23 protein-coding genes are annotated in these 22,199 nt (G+C 69.5%); 5 read left to right on the forward strand and 18 right to left on the reverse strand.

The features are described 5' to 3' along the window. Positions 1-22: 22 nt before the first annotated feature. Genes EJO66_RS13740 through EJO66_RS13750 form a run of 3 tightly spaced genes read right to left on the reverse strand, consistent with a single transcriptional unit; the run spans position 23 to position 2,919 of the window. Positions 23-223 (reverse strand): DUF2783 domain-containing protein, encoded by a 201-nt coding sequence (locus tag EJO66_RS13740; protein WP_124958387.1) that lies wholly within the window; start codon positions 221-223, stop codon positions 23-25. An 8-nt stretch (positions 224-231) separates the two neighbouring features. Then, positions 232-1,893, reverse strand: coding sequence for an FAD-dependent oxidoreductase (locus EJO66_RS13745; RefSeq protein WP_125965448.1), 1,662 nt, complete (start codon positions 1,891-1,893; stop codon positions 232-234). A gap of 57 nt (positions 1,894-1,950) precedes the next feature. After that, on the reverse strand, positions 1,951-2,919 hold the full coding sequence (locus tag EJO66_RS13750) for an MBL fold metallo-hydrolase (protein WP_124958389.1): 969 nt from the start codon (positions 2,917-2,919) through the stop codon (positions 1,951-1,953). A gap of 144 nt (positions 2,920-3,063) precedes the next feature. Between EJO66_RS13750 and EJO66_RS13755 the strand changes: the two genes are divergently transcribed. Both EJO66_RS13755 and EJO66_RS13760 read left to right on the forward strand, forming a co-directional pair. Beyond that, complete coding sequence (locus EJO66_RS13755; RefSeq protein ID WP_124958390.1) at positions 3,064-3,927, forward strand: IclR family transcriptional regulator; 864 nt, start codon at positions 3,064-3,066, stop codon at positions 3,925-3,927. Beyond that, a complete protein-coding gene (locus tag EJO66_RS13760; RefSeq protein WP_124958391.1) occupies positions 3,924-4,676 on the forward strand; it encodes an SIR2 family NAD-dependent protein deacylase in 753 nt (250 codons plus the stop codon). Before EJO66_RS13755 ends, EJO66_RS13760 begins: the two co-directional genes overlap by 4 nt. 7 nt (positions 4,677-4,683) lie before the next feature. Here EJO66_RS13760 and EJO66_RS13765 read toward each other — a convergent pair whose 3' ends face one another. The 7 genes from EJO66_RS13765 to EJO66_RS13795 form a co-directional block, all read right to left on the reverse strand. Beyond that, complete coding sequence (locus EJO66_RS13765) at positions 4,684-5,205, reverse strand: GFA family protein (protein WP_124958392.1); 522 nt, start codon at positions 5,203-5,205, stop codon at positions 4,684-4,686. Positions 5,206-5,226: 21 nt separating this feature from the next. Then, positions 5,227-5,448, reverse strand: a complete 222-nt coding sequence (locus tag EJO66_RS13770) for a hypothetical protein (RefSeq protein WP_021005054.1) — start codon at positions 5,446-5,448, stop codon at positions 5,227-5,229. 45 nt (positions 5,449-5,493) lie between these two features. Continuing rightward, positions 5,494-6,159: an ABC-type transport auxiliary lipoprotein family protein gene (locus EJO66_RS13775; protein WP_420856687.1), complete on the reverse strand. Its 666-nt coding sequence runs from the start codon at positions 6,157-6,159 to the stop codon at positions 5,494-5,496. A 14-nt stretch (positions 6,160-6,173) separates the two neighbouring features. Then, a complete protein-coding gene (locus tag EJO66_RS13780) occupies positions 6,174-7,145 on the reverse strand; it encodes an MlaD family protein (protein WP_124958394.1) in 972 nt (323 codons plus the stop codon). 14 nt (positions 7,146-7,159) lie between these two features. After that, a complete protein-coding gene (locus EJO66_RS13785; RefSeq protein ID WP_124958395.1) occupies positions 7,160-7,981 on the reverse strand; it encodes an ABC transporter ATP-binding protein in 822 nt (273 codons plus the stop codon). Continuing rightward, a complete protein-coding gene (locus EJO66_RS13790) occupies positions 7,978-9,144 on the reverse strand; it encodes an MlaE family ABC transporter permease (RefSeq protein ID WP_124958396.1) in 1,167 nt (388 codons plus the stop codon). Before EJO66_RS13790 ends, EJO66_RS13785 begins: the two co-directional genes overlap by 4 nt. Before the next feature lie 148 nt (positions 9,145-9,292). After that, positions 9,293-10,198 (reverse strand): LysR family transcriptional regulator, encoded by a 906-nt coding sequence (locus tag EJO66_RS13795; RefSeq protein WP_124958397.1) that lies wholly within the window; start codon positions 10,196-10,198, stop codon positions 9,293-9,295. Between the two features lie 138 nt (positions 10,199-10,336). Here EJO66_RS13795 and EJO66_RS13800 point away from each other — a divergent pair, with 138 nt between their 5' ends. After that, positions 10,337-11,965: a GMC family oxidoreductase gene (locus EJO66_RS13800; RefSeq protein ID WP_124958398.1), complete on the forward strand. Its 1,629-nt coding sequence runs from the start codon at positions 10,337-10,339 to the stop codon at positions 11,963-11,965. Between the two features lie 135 nt (positions 11,966-12,100). Here the strand turns inward: EJO66_RS13800 and EJO66_RS13805 are convergent, their stop codons facing one another. The 7 genes from EJO66_RS13805 to EJO66_RS13835 form a co-directional block, all read right to left on the reverse strand. Next, positions 12,101-13,174, reverse strand: coding sequence for an ABC transporter substrate-binding protein (locus tag EJO66_RS13805; protein ID WP_124958399.1), 1,074 nt, complete (start codon positions 13,172-13,174; stop codon positions 12,101-12,103). Positions 13,175-13,186: 12 nt separating this feature from the next. After that, positions 13,187-14,317, reverse strand: a complete 1,131-nt coding sequence (locus EJO66_RS13810; protein ID WP_124958400.1) for an NAD(P)/FAD-dependent oxidoreductase — start codon at positions 14,315-14,317, stop codon at positions 13,187-13,189. Further along, positions 14,314-15,729, reverse strand: a complete 1,416-nt coding sequence (locus EJO66_RS13815) for an FAD/NAD(P)-dependent oxidoreductase (protein ID WP_185738295.1) — start codon at positions 15,727-15,729, stop codon at positions 14,314-14,316. Before EJO66_RS13815 ends, EJO66_RS13810 begins: the two co-directional genes overlap by 4 nt. Next, complete coding sequence (locus EJO66_RS13820; RefSeq protein ID WP_124958402.1) at positions 15,729-16,034, reverse strand: (2Fe-2S)-binding protein; 306 nt, start codon at positions 16,032-16,034, stop codon at positions 15,729-15,731. Before EJO66_RS13820 ends, EJO66_RS13815 begins: the two co-directional genes overlap by 1 nt. Continuing rightward, on the reverse strand, positions 16,035-16,829 hold the full coding sequence (locus EJO66_RS13825) for an ABC transporter permease (protein WP_124958403.1): 795 nt from the start codon (positions 16,827-16,829) through the stop codon (positions 16,035-16,037). A gap of 87 nt (positions 16,830-16,916) precedes the next feature. Then, positions 16,917-17,777, reverse strand: coding sequence for an ABC transporter permease (locus EJO66_RS13830; RefSeq protein WP_124958404.1), 861 nt, complete (start codon positions 17,775-17,777; stop codon positions 16,917-16,919). After that, entirely contained in the window at positions 17,774-18,844 is a 1,071-nt protein-coding gene (locus EJO66_RS13835) for an ABC transporter ATP-binding protein (protein ID WP_124958405.1), read from the reverse strand. The genes EJO66_RS13830 and EJO66_RS13835 overlap by 4 nt, the downstream gene beginning before the upstream one ends. Positions 18,845-19,049: 205 nt before the next feature. Here EJO66_RS13835 and EJO66_RS13840 point away from each other — a divergent pair, with 205 nt between their 5' ends. After that, positions 19,050-19,907 carry an IclR family transcriptional regulator gene (locus EJO66_RS13840; protein ID WP_124958406.1) on the forward strand — a complete coding sequence of 286 codons (858 nt, stop codon included), beginning with the start codon at positions 19,050-19,052 and terminating at the stop codon, positions 19,905-19,907. Positions 19,908-19,925: 18 nt separating this feature from the next. On the opposite strand, the gene EJO66_RS13845 is transcribed toward EJO66_RS13840, so the two are convergent. Then, positions 19,926-20,426 (reverse strand): hypothetical protein, encoded by a 501-nt coding sequence (locus tag EJO66_RS13845; RefSeq protein ID WP_124958407.1) that lies wholly within the window; start codon positions 20,424-20,426, stop codon positions 19,926-19,928. A gap of 218 nt (positions 20,427-20,644) precedes the next feature. Here EJO66_RS13845 and amaB point away from each other — a divergent pair, with 218 nt between their 5' ends. Continuing rightward, complete coding sequence (amaB, locus tag EJO66_RS13850; protein ID WP_124958408.1) at positions 20,645-22,183, forward strand: L-piperidine-6-carboxylate dehydrogenase; 1,539 nt, start codon at positions 20,645-20,647, stop codon at positions 22,181-22,183. Positions 22,184-22,199: the final 16 nt, after the last annotated feature.

The following is a 22,199-nucleotide window of genomic DNA, read 5'->3' on the forward strand; positions in this document are numbered from 1 at the left end:
GGGCGATGAGTCGGGCCCGTGTTCAGCTGCCGCGCGCGGCCTCGAAGGCCTCGCGCAGCACGGCCAGCGAGCCGATGTGGTTGGCCAGCACGAGCACGAGCCGCGCGTTGAAGGCGTGGCTTTCCTCGGTGGAAAGCCCCTGGTGCGCCTCGATCAGCGCCTCGTAGAAATCGTCGGGCGCTTCGAGATTCGGTGCGGTGATCAGGTGTTGTTGCTGTTGCATGGCGGTCCTCATGCCTTGGCCAGCGCGCGGGCGATGGCTGCGCGGATGTTTTCTGCCGTGGGTTGCCGCCAGCGCGCGCACACATGCTGGTCGGGCCGCAGCAGGTAGACGGTGCCGGGCTGCGCGTCGTAGCGCTGCACGGCGAGTTCGCCCCCCGGCGTCGCGCCTTCCACGCGCACCACGTGCAGCGGAAAGTCGCAGGACTTCAGCGCCTGCAGGCTGCGCTCGGCCGCCTCGCCTGTGCCGAACAGCAGCGCCGTGAACCGGGCCACATGGCATTCGCGCAGCAGCCAGCCGATGCGGCCGTCGGCGCGCACGATGGGCGCATCGGCCGCCGCGGCGCCGGGCACCATCGCACCCGCAAAGGCATCGGCATCGGCATCGGCATCGGCATCGGCATCGGGCGTGTTGAGCGGCGAATCGCGCAGCACCGCGGGCACCGAGAGCCGCCCGCTGTTGACCAGCGTGCGCGCGAAGGCGTGGCGCTTGGTGAGCTCCAGCACCGCGTCGCGGAACAGCCGGCTCACTTCGCTCTTGGGCGTGATGAAGTCGGTGGCGCGCGTGGAGTGGCGGATGTTCTCGTCGGCCGCGTATTCGCGCTCGCTCGCGTAGCTGTCGAGCAGCGCGTCGGGCGCCTCGCCCTTGAGCACGGCCGCGAGCTTCCAGGCGAGGTTGTCGGCATCCTGCACGCCCGAGTTGGCACCGCGCGCGCCGAAAGGCGACACGCCGTGCGCCGAGTCGCCTGCGAACAGCACACGGCCATGGCGGAAGTGCTCCATGCGCTGGCACGCAAAGGTGTAGACGCTGGCCCAGCCGATCTGGAACTGCACGCCCTCGAAGCCGATGCTGTCGAGCAGCGCACGCACGCGCGGCGTGATGTTCTCGGGCTTGCGCTCTTCCACCGGGTCGGCGTCCCAGCCGAGCTGGAAGTCGACGCGCCACATGCCGTCGGCCTGCTTGTGCAGCAGCACGCTCTGGCCGGGATGGAACGGCGGGTCGAACCAGAAGCGGCGCTCCGTCGGCAGGTCCGCATCCATCGTGATGTCGGCGATCAGGAAGCGGTCGCGAAAGGTGCGCCCCTTGGCTTCCTGACCCAGCAATTGGCGCAGGTTCGAGCGCGAGCCGTCGCAGGCCGCGACATGGCCGGCCGACAGCCGGTACTCGCCCTCGGGCGTTTCGATGGTCAGCGCCGCGCCGTCATCGCGCTGCTCGATGCCCGTGACCTTGTTGTTCCAGCGCAGGTCGATCAGCGGCAGCGCCGCGGCACGCTCGACGAGATAGCCCTCGACGTAGTACTGCTGCAGGTTGATGAAGGCCGGGCGCTCATGGCCGGGTTCGGGCAGCAGGTCGAAGCGGTAGACCTGCTCGTCATGGAAGAACACCTTGCCCACGTGCCACGACACGCCCTTGTCGACCATGCGGTCGCCGCAGCCGAGGCGGTCGAACACCTCGAGCGTGCGCTTGGCGAAGCAGATGGCGCGCGAGCCGCTGGACAGGGTGTTGTCGTTGTCGAGCAGCACCACCGGAACCTCGCGCAGCGCCAGGTCGATGGCGAGCGTGAGGCCGACCGGGCCGGCGCCGACGATCACCACCGGGTGATGGGCGGGCCTGGACGCATCCTGGTCGGTGTGGTGCCTGTAGTCGAAGCGCAGGCTTTGATAGTCGATCACGTTTTGTCTCCGTGTCTTTGTATTGCTCCTTCCCCCGGAAGGGGAGGGAGCAATATCTCAGCCCTCGAGTGCCTTCCACATCTCGACATCCCGTTCAGCCGTCCACACGCGCGGATCGGCATGGCCCGAGGCCTCGTCGTACGCGCGGCTCACGTCGAAGGGCATGCAGTGGTCGAAGATCACCCACTGGCTGTACTTGGGGCTCAGCTTGGCGTAGGTGTCCTTGTAGACCGTGTTCAGGTCGCGCCCGGCCTTCACGCCTTCCTGCACGCTGGCGTACACGTCGGAGATGAAGTCGCGCGTGCCGCGCAGGCCCTCGGCCACTTCGGCCGGCGTGGTGAGTGCGGCGCCGCGGCCCGGCACCAGGGCGGCCGGCTTGAGCGCGGCGATGTTGTCCAGCGTCTGCGGCCAGTCCTGGAAATAGGCGTCGCCCGCATACGGCGTGGCGCCGAACTCGACCAGGTCGCCCGACAGCAGCGTGCGCTCCTCGGGCAACCAGACGACCGTGTCGCCCTTGGTGTGGCCGCGGCCCAGCTGGATCAGCTGCACCTCGAGCTTGCCCAGCCACAGGGTCATCTTGCCGGTGAAGGTCATGGTGGGCCAGGTCAGGCCCGGCGGCACCGTCTCGACGTTCTGGAACAGGCGCGGGAAGCGGCCGATTTCGCTGGCCTTGTCCTGTTCGCCGCGCTCCACGATCAGGTCGCGCGTGTCCTGGCTGGCCAGGATGTGCCCGGCGCCCTTTTCGAAGTACCCGGCCGCGCCCAGCACGCGCACCGCGTGGTAGTGCGTGAGCACCACGTACTTGATGGGCTTGTCGGTCACCTCGCGGATGCGGCGCACCACGTCGGCCGCCATGGCGGGCGTGGCCTGGGTGTCGGCCACCAGCACGCAATCGTCGCCGATCACGATGCCGGTGTTGGGGTCGCCCTCGGCCGTGTAGGCCCAGGCGTGTGCCGAGATCTGGCTGAAGGTGATCTTCTTTTCTTCCATGTCGGCCTGGCTGGCGAACTTCTTGGCTTGGCTCATCGTGTGTCTCCGTCGGGTGGATCGAAATTTGATTCGTCTAAAGCAAATGAATTTGTGTTTAACGAATTCATGGAGTGTAAGCCCGAGATCAGTTCATGTCTAATCCCTTCTTCATGAACGAACAACCAGACGCCAAGGCGGGCCATGGCAGCCAATGACACCGACCGCGCCGCCCAGCGCGGCATCCAGAGCATCGAAGTGGGTGGCCAGCTGCTGCGCGCGCTGGTGCACCACGGCCGGCCGATGGCGCTGAAAGACCTGGCGCGCGAAGCCGACATGACGGCCGCCAAGGCCCATCCCTACATGGTGAGCTTCGGGCGGCTCGGCCTGATCGAGCAGGACCGCGCCAGCGGCCACTATCTGCTTGGCCCGCTGGCCTTGCAACTGGGGCTCATCAGCCTGCAGCAGGCCGACCCGGTGCACATTGCGACGCCGCTGATCGCCGAGGTGGCGCAGCGCATCGGCCATACGGTGGCGCTCGCGGTCTGGGGTGCGCGCGGCGCCACCATCGTGCGCACGGCCGAGTCGCCGTCGCCGGTGCACGTGAACATGCGTCACGGCACGGTGTTCTCGCTCACCAACACGGCCTCGGGCCGGGTCTTTGCTGCCTACCTGGAGGCCGGGACGGTGCGGCAGCTGCTCGACGCCGAGCGCCAGCGGCAGAAGCAGCGCAAGGCCGGCGAAGAGCCGCCCGCGGCCGGCATGCCGCCGCAGCCGCCGCTGCCTTCGTGGGGCGAGTTCGAGCGCCAGCTGCAGGAAGTGCGTGCGCACGGCATCAGCCGCTCGGAGGGCGAGGTGATCGAGGGCGTGAGCGCGATGGCGGCGCCGGTGTTCGACCACACGGGCGCCATCGTGCTGTCGGTCACGGCCATCGGCCCGGCCGCCATCTTCGACACCGCCTGGGACGGCGAAATCGCACGCGCGCTCAAGGCCTGCGCGGGCACGGTCTCCGCGCGGCTGGGCGCAACGTCTGCCGGAAGAAAGGCTTCCGCACCCCTGGATCCATGAGCAGCCCGGGCACCGCTTCCTCTTCTTCCACATCGCCCGTCGAATCCGCCATTGCCCTGCTGGGCGCCGCCCGGCGCATCGCCGTGCTGTCCGGCGCTGGGCTCTCCAGGGCCTCGGGCATTCCGACCTACCGCGACGCCGACGGCCTCTGGATGAACCAGAACGCGCTGCAGTTCTCCCATGCCGAAGACCTGCAGCGCGACCCCAAGGGCTTCACCCGCTTCTGGGCCCGGCGGCTCTCCACCGTCGAGGCCGCGCAGCCGAACCCCGGGCACACGGCGCTCGCGCTGCTGCAGCGGCTGCGCCCCGCCACGCGCCTCATCACGCAGAACGTCGACGGCCTGCTCTCGATCGCGGGCGGGCTGGATGTGCTCGAACTGCATGGCTCGCTGCGCCGCTGGCGCTGCGACCACTGCGGCAACCGCCGCGGGCCCTGGCCCTTTCACCGCTGCATGCGCTGCGCCTCGCGCGCCCGGCCCGACGTCGTGATGTTCGGCGAGATGCTGAACCACGGCGTGCTGCACGACGCGCAGGTGGCGGCGCAGGAGTCGGACGTGTTCATGGTGGTCGGCAGCACGGCGGTGGTCTACCCGGCGGCCGAGCTGCCGCAGCTGGCGATGTCGCGCGGCGCCCGGCTGGTCACGCTCAACACGGAGCCTCTGCCACATCTGGACGAGGCGGCTTCGGTGGTCCTGCGCGGCGCGGCGGAGGTTCTGCTGCCGCAGCTCTTGGCGGGAATCGGCGGCTGAGGGCCTGCTAGCTTTCGGAAGCGGAAGCGCCGGACTGGCCGCGCAGCGCGCGCCAACGCGCGAGGCTTGCGGCAGGCCAGTACGCCTCGCGCTCGTAGTATTCGGTCACCGCCGGTGTTCCGGGCGGCAGCACCACCCAGGGCTGTTTCGACATCGTGAAGATGTGCAAGTCTGGCGGCAGGCGATCGGGCGTATCGAGCGTGCCCACGCGCACGAAGCACACCGCGTCGCCAGCTCCCGCGTAGTGGCTCCAGAGTGCGACGCGGCAATGCGGACAACGGACGTACTTCTGGCCGCGCCCGCTGGCCGAGGGCGTCAGCACCACGTCGACGGGGCCTTGCAGCAGCTGCACTTGTGCGGGTTCGATCAAGGCGTTGAGCGCGAAGGCTGAGCCCGTTTCGCGTTGGCACCAGCGGCAATGACAGCAGTGCACGAACAGCGGCGCTGCCGTCATGCGGTAGCGCACGGCGCCGCAAGTACAGCCCCCGTCGAGGGGCGCGAAGGCATTGCCGTCAACAGCGGCGGCCATGGCGCTTTCCTGGAAGGGCGCTCAGCCCTTCTTGCCCCCCAGCAGCACCAGCGCCCCGCCCACCACGATGGCGGCCACGCTGGCCCAGGCCGGGAAGTTGACCTGCTGCTTTTCCTTCACCGAGAACTCCAGCGGCCCCAGCTTGGCCTGGTGCGTTTCCTTCGTGAAGCTGAAGCCGCCGAGCCCGAGGCCCGCGATGCCTGCGACGACGAGCAGGATGCCGATGATGCGTGTTGCGTTCATGGTGAGGTCTCCTCCGTTGATGGAAAAAAGCGCGTCGGGCCGAGCTTACTGCCGCGGTTGCTGGTCCACCCACTGCACGACCTCGGCCACCGCCGCATCGGTGGCCGCGGCCAGCGCCTTGACGCCGCCGGGCGCATCGGCGCTCGGGGCCGGGCGGCGCACGGTGAAGCTGCGCTGGCCCAGCACGCGGTCGCCGCCGGTGGTGCCGCGGATCAGCGTGGCGCGCATGCGGACCAGGCCGACGCTGCTGCTGGCCGAATCGAAGTAGTGGCTGAACTCGTCGAGCGAGATGCGCAGCGTGTCGGGCACCTTGCCCTCGGCGCGTGCGATGGTCGCGCTTTCTTCCGGGCCGAGCACGGTGCGCCGATCGGCGAGCGCGTCGCGCAGCCGCTGGCGCAGCAGCTGCGCCGGCGGCAGGCTCCAGCGCGACTGCCCGTAGGGGCGCAGCTCGTTGGCATCGGCATAGCCGAGCCGGTAGAGGATCTGCGTGCCGTCGAGCCGCGTGTTGCTCTCGATCTCGGCCAGCGCGAGCGTGGGCAATGCGGCCGCGGCGGGGCTGGCGGCCGCGGCCGGTGCGACCGGCCCGGGCCCGAAGTCGTACAGCGTGGCGCGCGCGGGCTTGTCGGGCAGCGCGCCGCAGCCGGCGAGCAGCAGCAGCGCGAGGCCGGCGCAGGCGGCCCGGCACGGATGGAGGTGAATGGCGTTCTTCATGGTCATCATCACGTTCAGGGACGTGCCAGCGAATGGGTGGCCGGCGGCGCGGAGAACCCGGGCTCGCCGGGCCCCGCGGCGGTGCCGCCGTTGCCGAACAGCAGCGACTGCGGGTTGTCGTTGATGCTGTCGGCCGCGCGGCCGAGCCGGCGCACCGCGCGCGAGGTGTCGTCGGCCACGCGGTTCACACGCGGCAGCGTGGCGGCGTTGAACGAATCGACCGACTGCGCCAGCGCCTTGGTGCCGTCGCTCAGCCGCTCGATCGGGCCGTCGGGCGCGTTGAGCCGGCCCACGGTGGTGTTGAAGTTGTTGGCCACGCGCGAGACGTCGCCGGCGGCGGTCTTCACCGAGGACAGCGTGCCCGGAAGCGCCGCGAGCGCCGGGTTCAGGCCGGTCTTCACCGTGCTGTCGAGCTGCTTGAGCAGCGTGTTGGCGCTGGCCGAGGCCGCCGCGATGTTCTCCAGCGCATCGGCGGCGCGCTTCTGGTTGTCGTCGCCCAGCAGCTGGTTGGCGCGCTTGGTCGCCTCGTCGACCTGGTTGATGATGGCTTCGCCGCGGTCCTGCAGCTGCGCCAGCATCGAGGGCTTGAGCGGGATGCGCGGCGGATCGTCGTTGTTGGGCGCGAGCGCGACGCTCGATTCGCCCTTGTCGTCCAGCGCGATGAAGGCCAGGCCGGTCACGCCCTGGTAGCTGAGCGTGGCAAAGCTCGAGGTGGTGAGCGGCACGCGCTGGTCGACCGTGATGCGCACGCGCACGTTGCCGCGGGTCTTGGGGTCGAAGTCGATCGAGGTCACCTTGCCGACCGCGATGCCGCGGTAGCGCACCATGGCCTGCGGCTGCAGGCCGCTGACCGGGTCGCGCGTGGAGAGTTCGTAGATGTTGCGCACGGTGCTGTCGCGCGTGAACCAGACCACCAGCCCCACGAGCACGGCGATGAGGCCGAGCACGAAGGCGCCGGCGGCGATGGCATGGGCTTTGTTTTCCATGGTGTGGCTACCTTTCAGCGGACCGCGCCGGCGGATGGCGGCGGGGCTTTGGCGGGTTTGTCATGCAGGGCCTCCAGGGCGCGCTGGCCGCGCCCGCCCAGGAAATATTCGTGGATGAACGGATGCGGATAGGCGATCACCTCGCGCGCCGAGCCGCTGACGATGACCTTGTGGTCGGCCAGCACCGCGATCCGGGTGCTCAGGTCGAACAGGGTGTCCAGGTCGTGCGTGACCATCACCACCGTCAGGCCCAGTTCGCGGTGCAGGCCGCGCAGCAGATCGCAGAAGCTGTCGGAGGCCTCGGGGTCCAGGCCCGCGGTGGGTTCGTCGAGCAGCAGCAGCGGCGGGTCCATGATGAGTGCCCGCGCCAGCGCCACGCGCTTGATCATGCCGCCCGAGAGGTCCGCCGGGCTCATGTTGGCGTGCCGCGGCTCCAGGCCCACCATCTGCAGCTTGACCAGCGCCGCGTTGCGGATCAGCTCGTCGGGCAGCAGCTTGAGCTCGCGCAGCGGAAAGGCAATGTTCTCGAGCACGCTGAAGGCCGAGAACAGCGCGCCGTGCTGGAACAGCATGCCGACGTTGGCCGCGCCCTTGGCGCTGAGCTCGCCCGGCGCCCGGCCCAGCACCTCGACCGTGCCCCTGGTCGGCTTTTCGAGCCCGAGGATCTGGCGCAGCAGCACCGTCTTGCCGGTGCCCGAGCCGCCTACCAGCGACAGCACCTCGCCGCGCTCGATGCGCAGCTCGAGGTCGCGGTGCACCACGACCTCGCCGTCGGCGCTCTTGAACACCGTCCAGAGCTTGCGGATATCGACGACGGTGGCCGACAAATCATTCATGCGCGAAACCCCACGCCCTTGAACAGCACCGCGAACAGCGCGTCGACCAGGATCACCGCAGTGATCGAGGTCACCACCGACGAGGTGGTGCCGCGCCCCAGGCTCTCGGTGTTGGGCTTGACCTTCATGCCGAAGTAGCAGCCGATCAGCGCAATCAGGATGCCGAACACCGCCGATTTCGCGAGCGCGAGCCAGAGGTTGGCAATCGGCACCGCGCGCGGCAGCGCCGACAGGAAGTAGGCCGGCGAAATGTCGAGCGCGGCGTCGGCTGCGAGCATGCCGCCCAGCAGTGCCGCCATCGAGGTCCAGAGGCTGATCAGCGGCATCGCGATGGCCAGCGCCATCACGCGCGGCATCACCAGCCTGAAGCCGTGCGGAATGCCCATCACGCGCATCGCGTCGAGTTCCTCGGTCACGCGCATCACGCCGATCTGCGCCGTGATGGCCGAGCCCGAGCGCCCCGCGATCAGCACCGCGGCCAGCACCGGCCCGAGCTCGCGGATCAGCGACAGCCCGAGGATGTTGACCACGAAGGCCTCGGCGCCGTACTGGCGCAGCTGCTGCGAGATCAGGTAGGCCAGCACCACGCCGATCAGAAGGCCGACCAGCGCCGTGATGTGCAGCGCGGTGGCGCCGAACTGGTAGAGGTGCCCCGAGAAATCGCGCCAGGGCGCGCGGTGCGGCGCGCGCGCGAGCGTGCCCACGTCGAGCGCGAGCTGGCCGATCAGCCCCACGAAGTCGCGCACCACCTCCAGCGCGCGCGGACCGGTGTGCGAGAAATGCCGCAGCCGCTCGGCCAGCGTGGGCGGTGGCTCCTCGGGCGTGCCCACGGTGTACTGCGCGACCTGGTCGAGCACCGCCTTGTGCTGCGGCGACATCTCGAGCGTGGCGGGCCAGCCGTGGCGCCAGTGGTCCCAGAGCAGCTGCGCGCCGATGTGGTCGAGCTGCTCGATGGGGCGCAGGTCCCAGGCGCGGTCTTCGGCCGGCGGCGCGTCCGCCAGGTCCTTGGAAAGCGCCTGCCATGCGCTGCGCGACGACATGGCCAGCGTGGTCCAGCGGCCGCTGGCCACGGTCCAGCGGCGGCCGTCCTGCTCGCGCTCTCCGACGCGAGGCAACACGCTGTCGGCGGCGGGTGCGTCGGCAGTCGGGGTTGCTATGGGCATGATGCGGCGATGGAGGGCGAAGTAAGAAGAAAGAGGCGGTCCGGAAGGGCGCATCGTAACCGGATGAATCGACATTCCCCGTGCACACCGGCGCCGCTTCGCGTAGGGCGGAACGCCGTTTCGCCGGTCATTCGTAACCCTTTTCCGCTCAGTTCCAGGCCCGCGCGAGCGCGTTCCATGCGCTCGCGATCACCGGCTCGTTGCGCCGCGCCGCCAGCGAGACGAAGCGCAGTGCGCAGTCCAGCTGCACGCGGTCGGCCATCACGAGGCCGTGCGACTGGCTTTCGCGGATGGCGATCGAGTCGCGCAGCAGGCTCAGGCCCACGCCCGACTTCAGCAGGTCGAGCATCGAGGCCTCCTGGTCCACCAGCGCCACGCGGCGCGGCGACAGTCCGAGCGGGCCGAACACCTTCTCCAGCAGCCGGTGGTGCGCCGATTCCGGCGGCGTGGCCAGCCAGGGCAGCGCCGCCAGCGCCCTCCAGTCGCGGCCCAGCACCTGCGGGCCCCAGCCCGCGGGCGCGACCACGCGGTAGGTGAAGCGCGTGAGCGTGCGCGCCGCGAGCGGCGCCGGCGTGGCGGCATCGCCGTCGTCCGCATCGAGGTGGAAGCCCACGTCGAGCTCGCCGCGCAGCACCTGAGCCAGCACCGTGCCGCTCATGCCGTGGCGCAGCTCGGTCTCGATCTGCGGGGCCGATTCCACCAGTTCGCGCAGGAACACGCCGAGCCGCGTGAACTCCGGATCGAGGATGGTGCCGATGCGCAGCGCCCCGCGCACCGTGCCCTGCAGGTTGCGCGCGGCCTGCTGCAGGTCGCCCACGGCCGAGAGCACCCGCTCGGCCTGCGGCAGCAGCGCGGCACCGTCGGCCGTGAGCGCCAGCCCGTGCGGCGTGCGCGTGAAGAGCTGCAGCCCGGTTTCCTCTGCCAGGCGCTTGAGCTGCAGGCTCACCGCCGGCTGCGTCAGGTGCAGCCGCTCGGCCGCGCGCGACACATTGCCCTCGCGCGCTGCCAGGACGAAGGCACGCAGAATCTGGAGGTCCAAGGCGGCGGCGGTCATATAAGAACGATTTATATGCCAACTGCGCCGAAATCATTGGCTTTTTGTCCGTGGCTTGGGAGAAACTGCCGGCCGAAGCCCTTTGCCGGGCCCATGAGCACAATAAATACCGTTGACCCCCGGAGACAAGCCAGCGCCATGAGCGACAACACATTCGACTACATCGTCATCGGCGGCGGCACGGCCGGCGCATTGATGTGCAACCGGCTGACCCGCAAATCGCAGCAGCGCACGCTGCTGATCGAGGCCGGCCGCAAGGACGACTACCACTGGATCCACATTCCGGTGGGCTACCTCTACTGCATTGGCAATCCGCGCACCGACTGGCTCTACAGCACAGAGCCCGACGCGGGCCTCAACGGCCGCGTGCTGCGCTATCCGCGCGGCAAGACGCTGGGCGGCTGCTCCAGCATCAACGGCATGATCTACATGCGCGGCCAGTCGCGCGACTACGACCAGTGGGCACAGCTCACGGGCGACGACGCCTGGCGCTGGCAGAACGTGCTGCCCGACTTCAAGAAGCACGAGGACTATTACCTCGGCGCCGACGAGCTGCATGGCGCCGGCGGCGAATGGCGCGTGGAGAAGCAGCGCCTGCGCTGGGACATCCTCGACGCCTTCGCCGAGGCCGCGGTGCAGGCCGGCGTGCCGCACAGCACCGACTTCAACCGCGGCTCCAACGAAGGCGTCGGCTACTTCCAGGTCAACCAGAAGAACGGCTGGCGCTGGAACACCGCCAAGGCGTTTCTCAGGCCGGTCTGCTACGGCCGGCCCAACTTCGAGATGTGGGTCAACGCGCATGTCACCAAGCTGATCATCGAGACCCAGCCCGACGGCAGCCAGCGCTGCACCGGCGTGCAGGTGTGGGACGGCCACGAGCTGGTCACCGCCCATGCCACGCGCGAGGTGGTGCTGTGCGCCGGCAGCATCGGCTCGCCGCAGATCCTGCAGCTCTCGGGCATCGGCCCGGCCGATTTGCTGCGCCAGCACGGCATCGACGTGGTGGTCGACGCGCCCGGCGTCGGCGCCAACCTGCAGGACCACCTGCAGATCCGCGCGGTCTACAAGATCAACGGCGCGCCCACGCTCAACGTGCTGGCGTCGTCCATGTACGGCAAGGCGAAGATCGGCCTCGAATACCTGATGAAGCGCAGCGGGCCGATGAGCATGGCGCCGTCGCAGCTCGGCGCCTTCACGCGCAGCTCGCCCGAGCATGAGTGGCCGAATCTCGAATACCACGTGCAGCCGCTGTCGCTCGATGCCTTCGGCGAGCCGCTGCACAGCTTTCCGGCCTTTACCGCGAGCGTGTGCAACCTCAACCCCACGAGCCGCGGCAGCGTGCGCATCAAGAGCCCGCGTTTCCAGGATGCACCCGCGATCGCGCCCAACTACCTAAGCACCGACGAAGACCGCAAGGTGGCGGCCGATTCGCTGCGCGTGACGCGCCGCATCGCCTCGCAGCCGGCGCTTGCCAGGTACAAGCCGGAAGAATGGAAGCCCGGCGTTCAATACCAGAGCGACGAGGACCTCGCGCGCCTGGCCGGCGACATCGCGACCACCATCTTCCATCCGGTCGGCACCACGAAGATGGGGGCCGACGGCGACCCGATGGCGGTGCTCGACTCGAAGCTGCGCGTGCGCGGCGTGCAGGGGCTGCGCGTGGTCGACGCAGGCGCGATGCCGACCATCACGAGCGGCAATACCAACAGTCCTACCTTGATGATGGCCGAGAAGGTCGCGGGGTGGATTCTGGAAGCGAACCGCTGAGGCGCCCTTCAGGACATTTGTTCGGGGCGCTGTTGTCCAGGGCGCGTGCACAAGCCACCGGGTACTCCCCTGCGCGAATGTCCCCCGTCGGCGTGATCGCGCCCGAACCTCACGCCCCTGATACTCGCGCGCCAGTTACTTCTCAATAGTCTTGTTCCAACGCGCATTCCACGCAGGACGATTCGCGTTGATGCTGTCCCAATCAATGGTGACCGCCGTCTTCATCCACTGGTTGACGTCGGCCACCTGCTTCACGCCATCGCCCACCGCCGGGGCCTTGGGGTTGGTGGGAATCTGCGCGCCGTACTGCAGCACGTTGGCCTGGGCCAGCGGGCTCAGCAGGAACTCGGCGAGTTTTTGCGACAGCTCGGGCTCGCTGTTGTTCGCAATCACGCACTGGCCCACCATCAGCACCACCGCGCCTTCCTTGGGCGGCGCGTATTCCACCGGAATGCCCTTGGTCTTGAGCGCGGCCACGGCCGTGGGCGTGAGCGGAAAGATCGCGGCCTCGCCGGTCTGCACCATCTCCGACAGCTTGGCCGAGCTCGGGATGTACTCCAGCACGTTCGGGCCGATGGTGGCGGGCCAGGCCTTGAAGCCGGGCTCCACGTTCTTGTCGTTGCCGCCCTGGATGCGGTTGAACATCAGGAAGCCGTGCAGCCCGAAGGACGATGACGACATCGACTGGAACACCACCTTGCCCTTGTACTTGGGGTCGGCCAGGTCCATCCACGAGGTGGGCGCCGCCCAGCCTTTGTCCTTGAACATCTTCGCGTTGTAGGCCAGGCCCGTCATGCCCAGGCTCACGCCGCTGGCCATGTCGTCCTTGAAGCGCGCGGCCGGGTAGATCTCGGCCAGCGACGGGTTGGGCCGCTGCTTCTGGCACAGGCCCATGCCGATGGCGCGCACCATGATGCCGTCGTCCAGGAACATCACGTGCATCTGCGGGCGGTCCTTGTTGGCCTGCGCCTTCGCGAGGATGTCGGACGAGGTGCCGGGCACCACCACCACCTTGGCGCCGTGGAGCTTCTCGAAGGCCGGGAACACGTACTGCGTGTACGCCTTCTCCATGGTGCCGCCGTTCATGCCGATGTAGAGCGTCCTGGTCTGCGCGCCGGCCGCGCCGCCGGCCGCGAGCGCGGCCACCGCCGCCGCACCGAGCATGGTCCGGCGAAGAGAGAAGAAGGAAATCTTCTGGAAACGGGGCATGGTGTTTTCCTTTCAGGGTGGGGTGGGGGTGAAGCGTTCGATCGAGAAGCTCTCGATCGGCGTGCTGCTGCGGCCGTCGCGCACGAGTTCGGCCAGCACTTCGCCGGCGGCCGGGCCGATCTGGAAGCCCGCGCCCGAAAAGCCGAAGCCATGGAACAGGCCGGGCGTGGTGCGGCTCGGGCCGAGCACCGGCTGGCGGTCGGGCAGGTAGCCTTCGGTGCCGCTCCAGGTGCGAATGAAATGCGCATGCCGCAGCGCGGGCAGCAGCTCGACGGCCTGTGCGGAGAGCGAGGCGATGGCGTCGCGGTCGGAGCGGGCGCGGTCGGCATCGAGCGCCACGCCCTTGCCGCCGCCACCCAGCACGAGGTTGCCGCGCGCCACCTGGCGGCAGTAGATGCCGCCGCCCTCCACGCCGAGGCTCCAGTCCATGAAGAAGGGCAGCGGCTCTGTCACTGCCATCGCGGGATGGCCCGATTGCAGCGGCACCTCTTCGCCGAACTCGGTGGCGATCGGCCCGGCCCATGCGCCCGCGCAGTTGAGCAGCGCCGGCGCATGCACTTCGAGCGCATTGCCCGAGCGCAGCATGAACGCCTGGCCGTCGTGCGTCACCTCGTCGACCTTGTGGCGCTCGAAGATCTGTGCGCCCGCGCGCTGTGCCGCGAGCGCGAAGGCCGGCGACACCAGCCGCGGATTGGCCTGCCCGTCTTCCGCGCACAGCGAGCCGCCGACGGCGCGCGTGCCGAGCCAGGGGCAGCGCTCGCGCAGGCGGGCGTCGGAGATCAGCTCGAGCCCCAGGTCGAAGTCTCGGCTTTGCGCACGGTAGCGTTCCAGCGACGCCATGTCGGCCTCGCTGCGCGCGATCTTGAAGTGGCCCGAGCGCAGGTACTCGCCGTCGGTGCCGATGGTTTCGCGCAGGCGGCCCCAGATGCGGTGCGCGCGCTGCGCCAGCGGCAACTGGTCGATCGGACGGCCCTGGCGCCGCACGCCGCCGTAGTTCACGCCGCTGGAGCGCGAGCCGCACAGGTCGCGCTCCAGCAGCACCACGCCGATGCCCATCTGCCGCAACGCCAGCGCGGCGGACGCGCCGACGATGCCGCCGCCGACGATCGCGACGTCGGTGCGCAATGTCCTGCGCCCGCTCATTCGCCCGCTCCTTCGGCGGATGGCGCGGCGGCCAGGCGGATCGGAATCGGCTTGATCGGCGCCTGCCCGCGCAGCCGGCCCACCTGCTGCAGCGGCAGCCCCGTGGCATGCGCGAGGATCTCCGCCGCCGCCGCGCCGCACATGCGGCCCTGGCAGCGGCCCATGCCGACGCGCGACAGCGCCTTCAGGCGGTTCATTTCGTCGGCGCCAGCGGCGGCAGCGGTCTGGCGCAAGGTGCCGGCCGTGATGTTCTCGCAGCGGCAGACCACCAGTTCGTCGGACGCATGCGCGGCCCAGTCGGACGGCAGCGGGAAGGCGCGTTCCAGACCTTCCCTGAATCCGCCGAGCTTGTGGAGCTTGCGTTCGAGTTCGGCGGTGCGCGCCGCGTCGACCGCCACGCCGTTGTCGGCCAGCAGCGCGAGCGCCGCGCGTTCGCCCGCCCATTCGGCCGCATCGGCACCCATGATGCCGGCACCGTCGCCCGCAAGGTACACGCCGCGCACGCTGGAGCGGCCGGCCGCATCGCGCACCGGCAGGTGGGCGCGGTGCAGCGGCGCGAATTCGAAGCGGCAGCCGAGCAGGTCGGCCAATTGCGTTTCGGAGCGCAGCGCGTAGCCGAAGCCGACGGCATCGCAGGCCAGCGTGCGTTCTTCGCGGCCGTCGTGCCACGCCACGCCGGCCACCCGGCTGTCCTGTGCATCGCCGAGCACGCGCAATGGCCGCACGCCGCTGTGCAGCGCCACGCCGTGCGCGCGCAGCCAGGCCACGTAGTACACACCCTTCGCGAAGACGGCGGGCTGCCGCAGCATCGCGGGCGCCGCGGCCAGCTGGTCGGCGAGCCGCGCGGTGTCGAGCACCGCGGCCACCTTCGCGCCGGCCTTGGCGTACTGGTAAGCGACCAGATAGAGCAGGGGGCCGGTGCCCATGAACACCACGCGCCCGCCGATGGCGCAGCCCTGGAACTTGAGCGCCACCTGCGCGCCGCCCAGCGTGTAGACGCCGGGCAGTGTCCAGCCCGGCACCGGCAGCACGCGGTCGGTGGCGCCGGTGGCAACGATCAGCTGGCCATAGGGAAGACTGGAAGTGCTGCGCGTCGGGCCGTGCAGCACGTCGAGCCGGCCGCCCTGCGCGTTCCACGCCAGGCTGTCGGGACGGTAGTCGATGCGCTCGCGCAAGGATTCGAAGGCGGCATGCACCGCCTCGGCGCGGCCGGCCTCGAAGCCATAGAGCGCCTGCGCGCTGCGCTGGGCCAGGCTCTCGGGCGGCCGCCGGTAGATCTGCCCGCCGGCGCGCGAAGCCTCGTCGATCACCACCGGCCGCAGGCCGTGTGCCACCAGCGCCTGTGCGGCGCGTACGCCCGCCGGCCCCGCGCCGACGATCACCGGCTGCAATGCGGAAGAAGAAGGAGCCATCAAGCGCTGCTCCTTCCGGTGACCAGCGCCATGCCCGGCGCGATGAAGGTGGAGCAGGCGCGCAGGCGCTCGCCCTGCTCGGTGGCGATCCAGCAATCCTGGCAGGCGCCCATCATGCAGAAGCCCGCGCGCGGGGCGCCGCTGAATTCGCTGCGCCGCAGCTGGGCGGCCTGCGTGAGCACGGCCGTCAGCACCGTGTCGCCCGCGAGGGCGGAGGCGGGTTCGCCGTCGAGCGTGAAGGGCACCGCGGCGCGGCCGGTCTCGGCCACGCGATGCAGCAGCGGTTGAAGCTTTGGCAAGCTCATCTATCGGCGCCCCACCAGCACACGGTCCAGCCCGTAGACGCGGTCGAGCACCACCATGGCGACGGCCGTCACCGCCACCATCAGCGCCGACACGGCCGCCATCAGCGGATCGATCGACTCGGTGGCATACATGTACATGCGCACCGGCAGCGTCACCGTGCTGGGCGAGGTGACGAAGATCGACATCGTCACTTCGTCGAAGCTGTTGATGAAGGACAGCAGCCAGCCGCCCGTGACGCCCGGCAGGATCATCGGCAGCGTGATGCGCCGGAACACCGTGGCCTGGCTCGCGCCCAGCGAGAGCGCGGCCTGCTCGGCGCTGCGGTCGAAGCCCACCAGCGCGGCCACCACGAGCCGCAGCGTGTAGGGCGTGACGATCAGCGCATGCGCCATCACCAGCCAGCCGAAGCTGCCCGTGCCGCCCACCAGCGCGAACAGGCGCAGCAGGGCCACGCCCAGCACCAGGTGCGGAATGATCAGCGGCGAAAGGAACAGGCCGTTGAGGAAGTCGCGCCCCGGAAACGCGTAGCGCGTGATCGCCATGCCGGCCGGCACCGCGAGCAGCGTGGCGATGGTGGCCGAAGCCAGCGCGAGCCACAGGCTGTTCCAGAACGACTGCATGAAGTCCGGATGCGCGAACACCGCCTTGAACCAGCGCAGCGAGAAGTGCGTGGTGGGAATCGTCAGCGTGTTCTCGGGCGTGAACGCGACGATGCACACCACCACGAGCGGCGCCAGCATGAAGGTGATGACGAGCGCGTTGAACGCGAGGGCGAGGGGGCCGTTCTTGGTCATGAGGCCTCCCGCCGGGCCGCCCCAAGGGAGGCCTGCGCCCCCTCGGGGGGCAGCGAATACACGAAGTGATGGAGCGTGGGGGTCATATCACCCCAATGCCTTCTTGTAGCGGCCTTCGACGAGGCGGTTGTAGCTCAGCATCACGATGAGGTTGGCCACCAGCAGAACCAGCGCGACGGCGGCGCCGAGCGGCCAGTTGAGTTCGTGCAGGTACTCGTCGTACACGACCGTCGCGACCATCTTCAGGCGGCGCCCGCCCAAGAGCCCCGGAATCGCGAACGAACTCGCGGCCAGGCCGAACACGATCAGGCTGCCCGAGAGAATGCCCGGCATCACCTGCGGCAGCACGATGCGCCGCAGCGTGGTGAAGGGCGAGGCCCTGAGCGAAAGCGCCGCGTTCTCCACGCCCGCGTCGAGCTTCTGCAGCGAGGTCCAGACCGGAATCACCATGAAGGGCAGCATCACGTGGACCAGCGCGACGATCACCGCGGTCTCGGTGTAGAGCATCTTCACCGGCCCGATGCCCGCCAGCCGCAGCAGTCCGTTCACCGCGCCTTCGGGCCCGAGCAGCATGCTCCAGCCGAAGGCGCGCACCACCACCGACACCAGGAGCGGCGCCAGCACCACCAGCAGCAGCACCGAGCGCCACGGGTTGCGCATGCGGCTCAGCACGTAGGCCTCGGGCGCGCCGACCAGCACGCAGATCAGCGTGACGAGGCCCGAGATCCAGAAGGTGCGCCAGAAGATGCCGTGGTAGTACGAGTCGGTGAACACCTGCGCGTAGTGCGCGAGCGTGAACTCGCCGCTCTTCGGCCCCGTGGCCGGGTCGTAGACGTTGAACGACAGCACCGCGGTGAGCGCGAGCGGCACCACCAGCAGGGCCGCGAACAGCAGCAGCGCGGGCCCCGACAGCCACCAGGGCGTGGCCTTGTTCTTCACTCCGCTCATGCGGCCACCGCCTCGCCGGCCGGCAGCAGGCGCGTGCAGTGCGCGGGCCAGTCGATGCCGGCAGCGTGGCCTTCGTCGAGCGCGTCGCGGCCGTCGTTGGGGCTCAGCACCATCAGGTCGCCGGCGGGCGTGCCCAGGCGGTAGAGCCACTGGCTGCCGAGGAAGAAGCGCTCCAGGACCCGGCCGTCGAGGCGGCCGCGGCCGGCCTCCACCAGCTGCAGCTTTTCGGGGCGCACGCTCATCAGCACCGCATCGCCCGGCATGTAGCCGCTGTCGTCGACCTCGACCGCGAGCGCACCCACCGCCACATGGCAGCCGCGCGCGCCGCTGGCCGTGACGCGCCCGTCCAGCAGGTTGGCCTTGCCCACGAAGGTGGAGATGAAGCGCGTGCTCGGATGCTCGTACACGCGGTGCGGATGGTCGATCTGCGTGGCGCAGCCGCCTTCCATCACCACCACGCGGTCGCTGATCGACATGGCCTCGCTCTGGTCGTGCGTGACCATCACCGTGGTGGTGCCGACCTTGCGCTGGATCTGGCGCAGCTCGAACTGCATTTCCTCGCGCAGCTTGGCGTCCAGGTTGGAGAGCGGTTCGTCCAGCAGCAGCACCGGCGGCTCGATCACGAGCGCGCGGGCCAGTGCCACGCGCTGGCGCTGCCCGCCCGAGAGCTCGCGCGGATAGCGCGCGGCATGCGCTTCCAGATGCACCAGCGCCAGCGCCTGCCTGACGCGCTCGGCGCGTTCGGACTTCGGCATCTTGCGCATCTCCAGGCCGAAGCTCACGTTGTCGGCCACCGTCATGTGCGGGAACAGCGCATAGGTCTGGAACACGATGCCCAGGCCGCGCGTGTTGGCCTTGGCATGCGTGATGTCCTTGCCCGCGAGCTCGATGCGCCCGCTCGACACCGCCTCGAAGCCCGCGATCATCTGCAGCGTGGTGGTCTTGCCGCAGCCCGAGGGGCCGAGCAGCGAGACGAACTCGCCCTTCTCCACCGCGAGGTTCATGGCCGACACGGCGCGCGTGGCGCCGTAGAACTTGGTCAGGTCGGTGAGCCGTAGGAACGACATGGAAGGGCCTTTCTGCGGGGGTCTTGATGGCGTGCAGCACCTTGGTGCACGCCGCGGACAAAGAGAGAACTTTCAATTCACTCTATTGCAACGATCAGGCCAGATTGCCTCGGGTATTCCATTAATCAGAATTTTTATCCAATTTATTCCGTTCAATGGAATATCATGCGAAAAATTGATCTCAGGAATTCCACAGGAGCAAGGTATGGAAACCCCCTCGGCGGCCAGCGGCGGCGTGCCGCGTGTCTTTTCGGTGATCCGCGCCCTCGGCGCGGTGCAGGCCGAGGGCGGCCGCGTGACCCAGATCGCACGGTCCGTGGGCCTCACGCAGGCGACCACGCACCGCCTGCTGCAGTCGCTCATGGCCGAAGGCATGGTCGAGCAGGACGAGCGCAGCAAGCTCTACCGGCTGAGCATCGATTTCTTCGCGCTCGCGGCCAGCGCCGGCAATCCCGGCGACCTGCGATCGATCTGCCGCCCCGTGCTGCTGCGCCTGTGCGCGAGCCTGGGCGACAGCATCTTTCTGCTGGCACGCAGCGGCTTCGACGCGATCTGCCTCGACCGCAGCGAAGGCCCGTTCCCGATCCGCTCGTTCACGGGCGACATCGGCGGGCGCATCGCGCTGGGCGTGGGGCAGGGCGCGCTCGCCATCCTGGCCTTCCTGCCGGAGGCGGAGCGCGAGGAAGTGATCCGCTTCAACCTCTCGCGCGTGCGCGAGTACGGCGTGTACGACGAGGTGTATCTGCGCACCGAGATCGAGCGCGTGCGCCAGGCCGGCTATGCGGGGCGCAACACCGGCCTGCTCGAAGGCATGGCCGGCGTGGCCGTGCCCATCCTCGACCGCGAGGGCCGCGCGGTGGCCGCGCTCAGCGTGGGCACCATCGCCGACCGGCTCAATGCCGACCGCATGCCCACGGTGGTCGAGCTGCTCAAGCGCGAGGCGTCGGCCATCGGGCCGAAGATCAACCCCTTCGATGCGACCTTGCGGCGGCCGGCGCAGAGCCTGGCGGGCTCGCCGGCGGGGCAGAAGATCCCGTTGCCCGACGCGCCGGGCCCCGCCTGACAGGCGCCCCGGCGGGGTTCATTTCAGCTTCCTGTCTTCGCTCTTGGCTTCTGCCATGGCCTCGGGCTCCAGCTCCTCGGCATAGCGGTTGAGGCGGATGAAGAGGCCCCAGCCCGCCATCAGCAGCCCCACGGAACCGAGCATGGCGGCGGCGTGCAGCATCAGCTCGGGCGCCTCGCGCGCCTTGAAGGTCGCGACCAGCCCTTCGACCGCGACGGCCACCACGATCACCACCATGAAGCGCGAGAGGAACCTGCGCACCCGCGTCGGCGCGCCGATGTGCGCGTCGCGGACCACTTCCTCTTCCAGCACCGTCTGGGAAATCTGCAGCGCCACCACGCCGGCCGCCAGCAGGCCCACCGCCTCGATGACCGCCTCGGCCGCCGGAAGGTCCAGGCCCCGCATGACCGCGCCCCAGCCGGCACGCGCCGCAATCACGACCAGCACGAGCGATGCAGCGGCAAAGGCCAGCGCCATCAGCGCGTGGATCGCGGCGTAGAGGGAGTGGATCACTTTCATGGCAGTAGGGTGTTGCGCGTGGGGGTGAAATCTTCGGTGCCGGGCGGCGGCTCGCGCGTAGGCGCGCAGCCCGTCGCACGCTGGGCGAAAGAGCAGTTCATTCCCCAAACGCATCAGGTCCTTCCGTTTTTTCACTAGGCAAGTGCGCGGGATTCGCTGATATTGGCCGGGTTTCCCGCCCCCCCTCTGTTCTTCCTCCTCCTTGCCGGAGCGCGCTCATGTCCGAAGCCCAAGCCCCTCTCTCCCTCGCCACCGAAGTCGAACAGCTGCTGCAGCGCCTGGGCGTGCCCCGCGGCGCCCATACCGGCGGCGAGCTGACTGTGCGCTCGCCGGTCACGGGCGAGGTGGTCGCGCAGGTGCGGCAGACCAGTGCCACGGAAGCGGCCGCGACCATCGGCCATGCGCACGAGGCCTTCAAGGCCTGGCGCGGCGTGCCCGCGCCGCGCCGCGGCGAACTGGTGCGCCTGCTGGGCGAAGAGCTGCGCGCCGCCAAGGCCGACCTCGGCCGCCTCGTCACGCTCGAGGCCGGCAAGATTCCGACCGAAGGCGCGGGCGAGGTGCAGGAGATGATCGACATCTGCGACTTCGCGGTCGGCCTCTCGCGCCAGCTCTACGGCCTCACGCTCGCCACCGAGCGCGCCGAGCACCGCATGATGGAAACCTGGCATCCGCTGGGCGTGTGCGGCGTGATCTCGGCCTTCAACTTTCCGGTGGCCGTGTGGTCGTGGAATGCGGCGCTGGCGCTGGTGTGCGGCGATTCGGTGGTATGGAAGCCCTCCGAAAAAACGCCGCTCACGGCACTGGCCGTGCATGCCATCGCGCAGCGCGCCATGGCGCGTTTCGGCGATGCGCCCGAAGGCCTGCTCGGCCTGCTGCTGGGCCAGCGCGACATCGGCGAAGTGCTGGTCGACGATCACCGCGTGCCCATTCTCTCGGCCACCGGCTCCACGGCGATGGGCCGGCAGGTGGGGCCGAAGCTGGCCGCACGCTTCGCGCGCGCCATTCTCGAACTGGGCGGCAACAACGCGGCCATCGTCACGCCCTCGGCCGACCTCGACCTCACGCTGCGTGCCATCGCGTTCTCGGCCATGGGCACGGCCGGCCAGCGCTGCACCACGCTGCGCCGGCTGTTCGTGCACGACAGCGTGTACGACGCGCTGGTGCCCAAGCTCGCCAAGGTTTATGGCAACGTGCAGGTGGGCGATCCGCGCGAGGCCGGCACGCTGGTCGGCCCGCTGATCGACCGCGCCGCCTTCGACGGCATGCAGAAGGCCCTGGGCGAAAGCCGCGAGATCGGCGCCACGGTGCATGGCGGCCAGCGCGTGGAGGGCATCGGCACGAAGGACGCCTTCTATGTGCGCCCGGCGCTGGTCGAACTCAAGTCGCACGACGGTCCGGTGCTGCGCGAAACCTTCGCACCCATTCTCTATGTGGTGCGCTACAGCTCGCTGGACGATGCCATCGAATGGCACAACGCGGTGGGCGCGGGCCTGTCGTCGTCGATCTTCACGCTCAACGTGCGCGAGGCCGAGCGCTTCCTGTCGAGCGCGGGTTCGGACTGCGGCATTGCCAACGTCAACATCGGCCCGAGCGGCGCCGAGATCGGCGGCGCATTCGGCGGCGAGAAGGAAACCGGCGGCGGCCGCGAGGCCGGCTCCGACAGCTGGAAGGCGTACATGCGCCGCGCGACCAACACCATCAACTACTCGACCGCGCTGCCCCTCGCACAGGGCGTGACCTTCGACATCGGAGATTGAGCTCGCCCCCAGGCTC

This window comes from Variovorax beijingensis, from assembly GCF_003951285.1.
Taxonomy (GTDB): domain Bacteria; phylum Pseudomonadota; class Gammaproteobacteria; order Burkholderiales; family Burkholderiaceae_C; genus Variovorax; species Variovorax beijingensis.

Coding starts and splice junctions, on each gene's coding strand:
- EJO66_RS13805 (WP_124958399.1), bottom strand. CDS start 13,174: ATGCCCCGTTTCCAGAAGATTTCCTTCTTCTCTCTTCGCCGGACCATG.
- EJO66_RS13740 (WP_124958387.1), bottom strand. CDS start 223: ATGCAACAGCAACAACACCTGATCACCGCACCGAATCTCGAAGCGCCC.
- EJO66_RS13835 (WP_124958405.1), bottom strand. CDS start 18,844: ATGTCGTTCCTACGGCTCACCGACCTGACCAAGTTCTACGGCGCCACG.
- EJO66_RS13790 (WP_124958396.1), bottom strand. CDS start 9,144: ATGCCCATAGCAACCCCGACTGCCGACGCACCCGCCGCCGACAGCGTG.
- EJO66_RS13795 (WP_124958397.1), bottom strand. CDS start 10,198: ATGACCGCCGCCGCCTTGGACCTCCAGATTCTGCGTGCCTTCGTCCTG.
- EJO66_RS13760 (WP_124958391.1), top strand. CDS start 3,924: ATGAGCAGCCCGGGCACCGCTTCCTCTTCTTCCACATCGCCCGTCGAA.
- EJO66_RS13830 (WP_124958404.1), bottom strand. CDS start 17,777: ATGAGCGGAGTGAAGAACAAGGCCACGCCCTGGTGGCTGTCGGGGCCC.
- EJO66_RS13750 (WP_124958389.1), bottom strand. CDS start 2,919: ATGAGCCAAGCCAAGAAGTTCGCCAGCCAGGCCGACATGGAAGAAAAG.
- amaB (WP_124958408.1), top strand. CDS start 20,645: ATGTCCGAAGCCCAAGCCCCTCTCTCCCTCGCCACCGAAGTCGAACAG.
- EJO66_RS13825 (WP_124958403.1), bottom strand. CDS start 16,829: ATGACCAAGAACGGCCCCCTCGCCCTCGCGTTCAACGCGCTCGTCATC.
- EJO66_RS13765 (WP_124958392.1), bottom strand. CDS start 5,205: ATGGCCGCCGCTGTTGACGGCAATGCCTTCGCGCCCCTCGACGGGGGC.
- EJO66_RS13800 (WP_124958398.1), top strand. CDS start 10,337: ATGAGCGACAACACATTCGACTACATCGTCATCGGCGGCGGCACGGCC.
- EJO66_RS13785 (WP_124958395.1), bottom strand. CDS start 7,981: ATGAATGATTTGTCGGCCACCGTCGTCGATATCCGCAAGCTCTGGACG.
- EJO66_RS13755 (WP_124958390.1), top strand. CDS start 3,064: ATGGCAGCCAATGACACCGACCGCGCCGCCCAGCGCGGCATCCAGAGC.
- EJO66_RS13815 (WP_185738295.1), bottom strand. CDS start 15,729: ATGGCTCCTTCTTCTTCCGCATTGCAGCCGGTGATCGTCGGCGCGGGG.
- EJO66_RS13840 (WP_124958406.1), top strand. CDS start 19,050: ATGGAAACCCCCTCGGCGGCCAGCGGCGGCGTGCCGCGTGTCTTTTCG.
- EJO66_RS13780 (WP_124958394.1), bottom strand. CDS start 7,145: ATGGAAAACAAAGCCCATGCCATCGCCGCCGGCGCCTTCGTGCTCGGC.
- EJO66_RS13810 (WP_124958400.1), bottom strand. CDS start 14,317: ATGAGCGGGCGCAGGACATTGCGCACCGACGTCGCGATCGTCGGCGGC.
- EJO66_RS13770 (WP_021005054.1), bottom strand. CDS start 5,448: ATGAACGCAACACGCATCATCGGCATCCTGCTCGTCGTCGCAGGCATC.
- EJO66_RS13845 (WP_124958407.1), bottom strand. CDS start 20,426: ATGAAAGTGATCCACTCCCTCTACGCCGCGATCCACGCGCTGATGGCG.
- EJO66_RS13820 (WP_124958402.1), bottom strand. CDS start 16,034: ATGAGCTTGCCAAAGCTTCAACCGCTGCTGCATCGCGTGGCCGAGACC.
- EJO66_RS13775 (WP_420856687.1), bottom strand. CDS start 6,159: ATGAAGAACGCCATTCACCTCCATCCGTGCCGGGCCGCCTGCGCCGGC.